Below are 8765 nucleotides of genomic sequence, written 5' to 3' on the forward strand. Positions count from 1 at the left end.
CCTTTTTTGTTTTGGCAAAAACTGGGCTTATTTTTTGTAAAATACCTAAGGTTTTTTGTGGTGTTGGATAAAAAGCAGTTTTGTTGATTTGGATGGTTGGCAAAATGGGTGGTTTTGGTTTGGTTTGGTTTGGTTGGGGTGGGTTTTTAAGGGGCGACTAAATAGGGATGATTGGCAAAAGCCAATTTTCACCCAATTGATGAGTTTTTTTAAACCTTATTCTAGCAGGGCTAAGGCTGGGTTTAAAAAAATCACCAATTGGGTGAAAAGTGGGTTTCTGATGATGATTCCTATTTATGCAAAGGTCTCTTTTAATATAAAATACGCTTGAGGCTCTTGTATTAATCCAGTGTGATTTAGGGAATGCAGAAAATAGCGCATTTTTATCTAAAAATGAGAATAATAGCTAGCTATTTACCGAGTTTTTGGTGGGAAAGGTGTTGTTTTATAAATTTTATTGGGTTAATACGGGAGTCTCACCATGAATAAAGCGAATTTTGATAAAACGGTAGCTGATGGATATAACCATATTCCTGTTTACAAAACTATTTCGATTGATACAAATGAAAATACAGCATTAGATTTGTATTTGAAGCTCGCTAACAATCCTTATTCTTATCTTTTTGAATCGGTTGAAGGTGGAGAGAAATGGGGTCGTTATTCAATGATTGGTTTGCATGCGCAAACTGTTATTAAAGTCTTTGACTATGATGTGCGTATTGAGTATCAAGGTGAATTACTTGAGTCAAATAAGGTAGATGACCCATTGATGTGGGTTGAAGAATATTTAAGTCAGTACAAAGTACCGAAGATAGATGAATTGCCAGATTTTAATGGTGGATTGGTTGGTTATTTTGGTTATGAAATCATTCGTTATATCGAGCCAAAATTAGCCAAAATTAACCAACAAGACGAATTGGGTATGCCTGATATTTTGTTAATGGTGTCTGATGATTTGGTGGTATTTGATAATGTTCTGAATCAAGCATTTATCATTACTCATATTAACCCAGACACGCAAAACTATGAAGATGCACAAGCACGATTAGAGGAAATTTCAAACAAAATCCAAGTGCCATACAAGCGCGAACAGTATCAATCAGATAATTTAAAAGAGCAAGATTTTGTCTCAAGTTTCGGTGAAGACAATTATAAAACTACGGTTGAAAAAATTCAACAATATATTGTTGCAGGTGATGTGATGCAAGTGGTACCATCACAACGATTGAGTAGCAAATTCAGTGCACCACCTGTGGAGTTGTATCGCCAATTACGCCTTTTGAATCCATCACCTTATATGTATTATCTGAATTTAGGTGACAGTGCAATTGTCGGTTCATCACCTGAAATTCTCACGCGTTTTGATGCTAACAACACAGCCACAGTAAGACCTTTGGCGGGTACACGCAAGCGCGGTAGTAATGAAGCAGAAGATTTAGCGTTGGAAAAAGATTTATTGGCAGACGAGAAAGAAATTGCTGAGCATTTAATGCTCATTGATTTAGGTAGAAATGATTTGGGTCGAATTGCCAAAATAGGCAGTGTGAAGTTAACCGATAAAATGTCAATTGAACGATATTCACATGTGATGCATATTGTGTCAAATGTTGAATGTAGCTTGCAAGATGGTATGAGTGCGATTGATGTATTGAGAGCTACTTTTCCAGCAGGTACACTTAGTGGTGCACCTAAGATCCGTGCTATGGAAATTATCAATGAGGTTGAGCCACTTAAGCGCAATATTTATTCAGGTGCGATTGGTTATCTTTCCTGGCACGGTTGCATGGATATGGCAATTGCCATTCGTACCGCAGTCATCAAGGATAAAAAACTCTATGTTCAGGCTGGCGCAGGGGTTGTGTATGATTCAGTGCCACAATCTGAGTGGGATGAAACCATGCATAAGGCGCGTGCGCTTATTAAGGCCGCTGAACAAGTTTAATATATCGTAATATTATGTTTTAATGATAGTCTTGCGTTCGTTTGCAATATAGGTATTATGGCTATCTGGTTGTTCCTATAGAGTCAGCTAAAGGTTTTTATTTTTTAAATAAAGAGGAGAAAAAATGATTAAAAACAAACATTTTTCTACATTAGTATTATCCGCAGTAGTAAGTATCGCAATTCTTGCAACACCTTCTTATGCAGGTAAGAAGGAAGAGAAAGCACTAAAGAAGGCGGCAAAATTGTGTAAACAAACATATCCTGCGAATGTTGAAGGCTGTGCCCCTGCATTTAGTAGAAGTCACGGTAATTGCTTAGGTTGTCATAACATTCAGGGTGGTACGCAGCCAGGTAATGTTGCACCACCACTTGTTGCAATGAAAGCAAGGTTTCCAAATAGAGCGGTTTTGAGAGCACAAATTTGGGATGCAACCGTTAAGAATCCAAATTCTTTAATGCCACCAATGGGCAAGCATAAAATTTTAACTGAAAAGCAAGTCGATTCAGTTACAGATTTTATTCATTCACTATAAACAAGGAGAGTTAAAATGGAAAGAAGATTATTTTTAAAAAGTGCAATAGCAGGTTCTGCAGTTGCAACAGCAGTAGGTGCAGGCTTGCTAACACCGTCAACAGTTTTCGCTGCATCAGCGAAATTCAAAGGTTTGTCAAATACAGCAGTATCAAATGTAGCAAGTGCAGGTAAAGGTTCATTTAAATTCAAAGCCCCTGAGATTGCTGAGAATGGTGCAAAGGTACCAATGGAAGTAAATGCTTCTAAGATAAGTGATGTAACTAATATTTCTTTCTTGGTAAAAGAAAATAGCACGCCATTGGTGGCTTCATTTAATTTGTTTGGTGCAGTTGGCTTTATTTCTACCCGTGTTAAGATGGGTAAAACTTCAGCAGTAGATGCGCTGGTTACTGCAGGTGGTTCTACCACTAAAGTAACGAAAGAAGTTAAAGTAACTATTGGCGGCTGCGGCGGTTAATTCAATATATTAATTATAATTAGGAGAAACTATTATGGCAAAGATTAAATTAAAGCCAAAAGCTAGAAAAGGCGTTATCAGTATTAAAGCGTTAATTAAACACCCAATGGAAACTGGTCTTCGTAAGAAAAAAGGTAAATTAGTTCCTGCAAACCACATTGACCACATGGTTATATTGCACAATGGCAATAAAGTGGTTGATGCAGATATTGGTAGTTCAATGTCTAAAGACCCGTACTTTAAGTTTAAAGTTGCGGGTGTTAAGGGTGACACAATTGAACTTAAATATAAGGATAATAAAGGTAAAACAGGCTCTAAGACTGCAAAGTCCAAGTAATCCTGTTTTTTATTAAGGAGGGAATAATGAAAAAAATTATAACAACAATGGCAGTAGTGGCTTTATTAAGCTCAACTACTGTATTTTCGGCACAGCAGTCGTCAGTTGTTCAGGCTGATATTGATGCATTTCAAGGTCACTTCAAGAAGAAGTTTTCTCACTTGTCGTTAAATGACTTTTCTAAAGGTCCTTATGCAGTGAGTGAAGATAAAATGGGGCAGTTTGAAGCAGTGATGGAGATGCCTCCGTTTGAAGATCATATTGAGAAAGGTGAAAAGTTATGGAAGACAGCATTTAAGAATGGTAAAACTTATTCTAGCTGTTTTTCTGGTGGCGATGAAACTATTCGTACGCAATTTCCAAGATGGAATACTGCTGAAAGTAAGGTTGATACTTTAGAGCAGTCCATTGTTGATTGTCGCGTTAAGAATGGCGAGAAGAAAATTAGCACTGGTAAAGGTAAGTTGGCATGGATGTCGGCTTATTTAACCACTATTGCTGAAGGTCAGACGATTAATGTCATTGTTCCAGAAGGCGATGTTAAGGCGTTGGCGGCTTATAAAGATGGTAAAAAATTCTTCTATGCTAAGCGTGGTCAGTTGAATCTTTCTTGTGCAAACTGTCATATAGATTTTGCAGGTCAGCGTATTCGTGGTGACACATTATCACCAGCGTTAGGCCATATTACACACTTCCCTGTATGGCGTGGTAAATGGGCTAAAAAGAAAGGTGATGGTTTTGGTACTATTCAGCGTCGTTATGGTGGTTGTAATAAGCAGGTTCGTGCTAAGCCATTTAAAAGACATAAGAAAGAATATGATAATCTAGAATATTTCCATACTGTGATGAGTAATGGCATGGAGATTTCTGGTACCGAATATAGACAATAAAGGAGAATAACATGAGAAAACTATTATTAATAACATTAACTGCATTTGCTTTGTCTGTCCAAGTTGATTTAGTTGCAGCGGACCATGCACATAATGGGAAGAATTCCCCTTCTGGTAAGGCTTCTGGAGTTGAGCTTTCTGTTGAATGTAAAAGTGCAATCTCTGCAGCAAGTGCTGAGAATAGAAGGGCTAAAAAAGTTGGTTTTGAGTGGCGTGATACAAAAAAGTTCATTAAACAAGCTAAAAAGGCTGGTGGTAAGAAATGTGTGAAATTGGCCAATAAAGCCAAAGCTCAGGCACTCAATGCTCAGCAGCAGGCTAAAGACCAAGCTAATGCAGGTCCTGTGGGTTTTTAGATTCATCTAACTATCCAAAAAAATACTCCTTTATTGGGGTATTTTTTTGTCTGTAAGAGATGAGTTTAACGACAAAAATATCAGAGTAAGAAATGATAATTTACTACTTTTAAAAGCATATAGAGGCTTGAAACTTTTTATATTAACTTGCCTTATTAGAGGGCTGAATCTTAAAATTATTTTTATCATTGATTGAGTTAATTTTAAGATTAAAATAAAACTTTTAAAATCCACACACTAAGATTCTTTTAAATGCCTACTGAATTTGTCCACCTTCAATGCCGTAGTGAATACTCTGTTGATAACAGTTTGATTCGTATACCAAAATTAGTCAATCAGGCTAAGAAGTTAGGCATGAGTGCAATTTCATTGACGGACAATGGTAATTTATTTGCCGCTGTAAAACTTTATAAGACGGCAAAAAGTTCTGGTGTTAAACCGATTTTTGGTACTGAAATTGCATTTGAAAATGAAGGTAAAAAATCTTTTTTATTGCTCTTGTGTCAAAATCAACAGGGCTACTTAAATTTATCTGAATTAATCTCTTTGTCTTATCTAAAAGGCGAGGGGATGGAAGGCGCAAGTATTAGTGCTGAACAATTAATTCAGCATAATCAAGGATTGATATTGATTGCACCAGCCGTCCGTAGCGATGTGGCGCAAGCACTAATTGAGAATCAAATACCTAAGGCAAAAGAAAAAGCAGCTATTTGGCAAGCCACATTTGGAGATAGATTTTATTTAGGTGTGCAGCGTACGAGCCGTATGCAAGATGAACAGCACCTGCATCTTTGTGTTGAATTGGGTTTGGAGCTTGATATCCCTTTGGTGGCAACTAATGATGTGGCATTCTTAGAAAGTGATGAATTTGAAGCACATGAGGCGCGTATTTGTATTTCTCAAGGTGGCTTGTTAGAGGATGCAAGGCGAGAAAAACATTATTGTGCAGAGCAATATTTAAAATCTGGCGATGAGATGAATACCTTGTTTTCTGATTTGCCTGAGGTGATTACTAATACTGTTGAAATTGCTAAGCGCTGTAATGTACATTTTGAATTATATAAAAAGAATTATTTGCCAGATTTCCCCGTACCTGAAGGGCTTAGTATGGCAGAATTCTTTTCTCAGGAGTCAAAAGCAGGATTGGATAAACGCTTAGAAGGGTTAGAAATTGAGCGTGAGATTTATGATGATCGCTTAGCGTTTGAGCTCTCAGTGATTGTACAAATGGATTTTCCTGGTTATTTTTTAATCGTTGCTGATTTTATTCGTTGGTCTAAAGACAATGGTATACCTGTAGGACCTGGTCGTGGTTCTGGTGCGGGTTCACTAGTGGCGTATGCACTTGGTATTACTAATGTTGACCCGATTAAGCATGAATTATTGTTTGAGCGTTTTTTAAATCCCGAGCGTGTTTCTATGCCAGATTTTGATGTGGATTTCTGTACTGATCGTCGCGATGAAGTGATTGAGTATGTATCGCAAAAATATGGCGCTGAAAAAGTATCGCAAATTATCACTTATGGTACTATGGCGGCTAAGGGTGTGGTGCGTGATGTGGGGCGTGTTTTAGGGCATCCTTATGGTTTTAGTGATCGTATTTCTAAATCTATTCCAAATGATTTAAAGATCAATTTATCGCGTGCATTAGGTCGTTTTTCTGAGGATGAATCTCAAGAAAATAAAGACAAATGGTTTTCAGAAGAATTAACAAATCGATATAACTCTGAGGAAAGTGTAACAACGCTAATAGACCTATCTTTGCAGTTAGAAGGTTTGGTGCGTAATGTGGGTACGCATGCAGGTGGTGTATTAATTGCACCAAGTAAAATTAGTGATTTCTGTCCAGTCTACAAAGCCAGCGCAGAAGATGGTGTGGTTTCGCAATTTGACATGAAAGATGTTGAGGCGCTTGGACTGGTTAAATTTGACTTTTTAGGTTTGTCTAATTTAACGGTCATTGATAAAACTGTTAAGCTTGTTTATGCTAAGGGTCTGAGTGAAGCACTGATTGATATTGATACTTTGTCATTAGATGATAAGGGTGTTTATGATTTATTGCAGCGTTGTGATACCACGGGTATTTTTCAGTTAGAGTCGGAAGGTATGCGTGGTTATCTAAAGAAATTACAAGCAGACTCATTTGAAGACATTGTGGCAATGCTTGCTTTGTATCGTCCAGGTCCACTTGATGCAGGCATGGTAGATGATTATATCAATGTAAAACATGGTAAGCAAGAAGTGAAATACCCGCACCAAATGCTAGAAGACATCTTAAAACCCACTAATGGCGTATTTTTATATCAGGAACAGGTGATGAAGTCTGCACAGATAATGGCAGATTATTCGCTTGGTGGCGCAGATTTATTGCGTAGGGCGATGGGTAAAAAGATTGCTGAAGAGATGGATGCACAGCGAAGCGTATTTGTTAAGGGTGCGGCAAAACATGATATTGATGAAGATAAAGCCAATGAAATTTTTGACTTAATTGATAAATTCTCAGGTTATGGATTTAATAAGTCACATTCGGTAGCATACGCCTATGTGTCGTATCAAACTGCTTGGCTTAAGGTGCATTATCCCGCTGCTTTCATGGCATCTGTGCTTTCAGGGATGATGACTGATACTGATAGAATTAGTTTTACTGTTGGTGAGACACAAGCCATGGGGCTTATTGTTAAAGCGCCGAGCGTGAATGAATCACTGTATGAATTTAGCATTCAAGATGATAAAACGCTGATTTATGGTTTAGGTGCTATCAAAGGTGTTGGCGAGTCTTTGGTTGAAGTTTTGGTTGCCGAGCGTGAAAAGAATGGTAATTATCAAGACTTGTTTGATTTTTGTATGCGTATAGAAAAGAAAATGCTTAATAAGCGTGCTTTAGAGGCTTTAATTTATAGTGGCGCTCTAGACGGGTTTAAAATTGATAGAGCGATTTTGATTAATACTTATCCAAGTGCAGTGAGGCAAGCAGAGCAACGACAAAACGACCATTCAAGTGGGCAAAGTGGTTTGTTTGCCGAGGCGTCAGAGTGTAATGAGTATGAGGCGAATTATTTATTAGTGCCAAGTTTTTCATTCAGGCAAACGCTACAATTTGAAAATAAAGTGATGGGCTATTATTTTTACAACCACCCGACTGATGAATATCAGCGTGATTTACAATATATTTCTGCCACTTTTCCTAGTAAGCTAGCATATAGAAACAATAAAGAAGTGCGAGTATTGGCTCTACTGTCTGATGTGTATTATCGAAATACCAAAAATGGCAAGTTAATGGCCTCAATCACACTTGAAGATAGTAAAGCTACATTGAATGGGGTTATTTTTTCCAAAGTGTTAAGCGCAGAGGTAGATGAAAAATATTCTGTGAGTGACGCTTTGGTCATTGATACAGTGGTTGTGGCTTCTGGGAAAATAGAAAGAGATGACTATCGAGATGGCTGGCAATTGGTCGTTGATAAAATTGAAAATATTGATGTGGTGAAAGAAAAGCATGCCAGAAGCTTTGAGATATTACTCAATAATCAACATATATCGCTGTTTGAAAAACTCTCAACAGTACTCAAACAAAATAAAGGTCAGTGTCCAGTTAGACTGCATTATCAGGTTAAACAATCTAGAGGTTTTGCGCTGCTAGATATCACATATTTCGTTACTCCAAACCAGCAATTAATTGACGAAGTTAATGCATTACTAGGTACTCAATCTAGTCATATTAGTTATAATTAATCCTCGCATTGGCGCAAATAGTAATACGCAGACTCTTTTCTATATTCCTTAATGTTAATTGTATCGCTAAGTAAAACATCAATTTGACCAGAGCAAGAAGTTTTTAATACTTTGATACCATTGGATTGATAACGCTTAATAATGGTTTTAGCAGGGTGTTTAAAGCGATTGTTAAAGCCACTGGATACCACAATCAATGATGGTGATACTGCGTTTAAGAATGCCTGTGTTGAAGATGTTTTGCTACCATGATGCGGTGCAAGCATAATAGTGCTTTTGAGTTCTTCTTTATTGTTTTGCACAAGATGGTGCTCAGCTTTTCTCTCAATATCACCAGTGAGCAGCACGCTATATTTCTTATTAGAAATTTTAAGCACACAAGAGGTATTGTTACCTTTAAAGCTGGTTTCTTTTTCGGGGTTTAGCATCTTGAACATTATGCCATCCCATTGCCAACTTTGTCCTTTTTGACAAGTCAAAGCTTTTGTTTGAATTTTCTCAGGCACTGAACTAA

At 37.4% G+C, this 8765-nt stretch carries 8 protein-coding genes; 7 read left to right on the forward strand and 1 reads right to left on the reverse strand.

Annotated features, from left to right (window positions below; translation table 11 throughout):
• Positions 1 to 481 precede the first annotated feature (481 nt).
• From trpE to dnaE, 7 genes are all read left to right on the forward strand, one after another.
• Positions 482 to 1942 (forward strand): anthranilate synthase component I, encoded by a 1461-nt coding sequence (trpE, locus tag BAZSYMA_RS06225; protein WP_090716776.1) that lies wholly within the window; start codon positions 482 to 484, stop codon positions 1940 to 1942.
• A gap of 124 nt (positions 1943 to 2066) precedes the next feature.
• Positions 2067 to 2477 (forward strand): sulfur oxidation c-type cytochrome SoxX, encoded by a 411-nt coding sequence (soxX, locus tag BAZSYMA_RS06230; protein WP_090716778.1) that lies wholly within the window; start codon positions 2067 to 2069, stop codon positions 2475 to 2477.
• A 15-nt stretch (positions 2478 to 2492) separates the two neighbouring features.
• Positions 2493 to 2936 carry a thiosulfate oxidation carrier protein SoxY gene (locus BAZSYMA_RS06235; protein ID WP_090716781.1) on the forward strand — a complete coding sequence of 148 codons (444 nt, stop codon included), beginning with the start codon at positions 2493 to 2495 and terminating at the stop codon, positions 2934 to 2936.
• A gap of 34 nt (positions 2937 to 2970) precedes the next feature.
• Complete coding sequence (soxZ, locus tag BAZSYMA_RS06240) at positions 2971 to 3273, forward strand: thiosulfate oxidation carrier complex protein SoxZ (RefSeq protein ID WP_090716782.1); 303 nt, start codon at positions 2971 to 2973, stop codon at positions 3271 to 3273.
• A gap of 26 nt (positions 3274 to 3299) precedes the next feature.
• Positions 3300 to 4163 (forward strand): sulfur oxidation c-type cytochrome SoxA, encoded by an 864-nt coding sequence (soxA, locus tag BAZSYMA_RS06245; protein WP_090716785.1) that lies wholly within the window; start codon positions 3300 to 3302, stop codon positions 4161 to 4163.
• Positions 4164 to 4174: 11 nt separating this feature from the next.
• The gene (locus BAZSYMA_RS06250; protein ID WP_090716787.1) at positions 4175 to 4519 is read left to right on the forward strand and encodes a hypothetical protein; all 345 of its coding nucleotides are present in this window, start codon (positions 4175 to 4177) and stop codon (positions 4517 to 4519) included.
• Positions 4520 to 4771: 252 nt separating this feature from the next.
• A complete protein-coding gene (gene dnaE, locus BAZSYMA_RS06255; protein WP_090716789.1) occupies positions 4772 to 8251 on the forward strand; it encodes a DNA polymerase III subunit alpha in 3480 nt (1159 codons plus the stop codon).
• On the opposite strand, the gene BAZSYMA_RS06260 is transcribed toward dnaE, so the two are convergent.
• On the reverse strand, positions 8248 to 8765 hold a 518-nt coding region (locus BAZSYMA_RS06260), incomplete at its 5' end, for a ComEC/Rec2 family competence protein (protein WP_420912280.1). The genes dnaE and BAZSYMA_RS06260 overlap by 4 nt on opposite strands.

This window comes from Bathymodiolus azoricus thioautotrophic gill symbiont (assembly GCF_001298715.1).
Lineage (GTDB): Bacteria > Pseudomonadota > Gammaproteobacteria > PS1 > Pseudothioglobaceae > Thiodubiliella.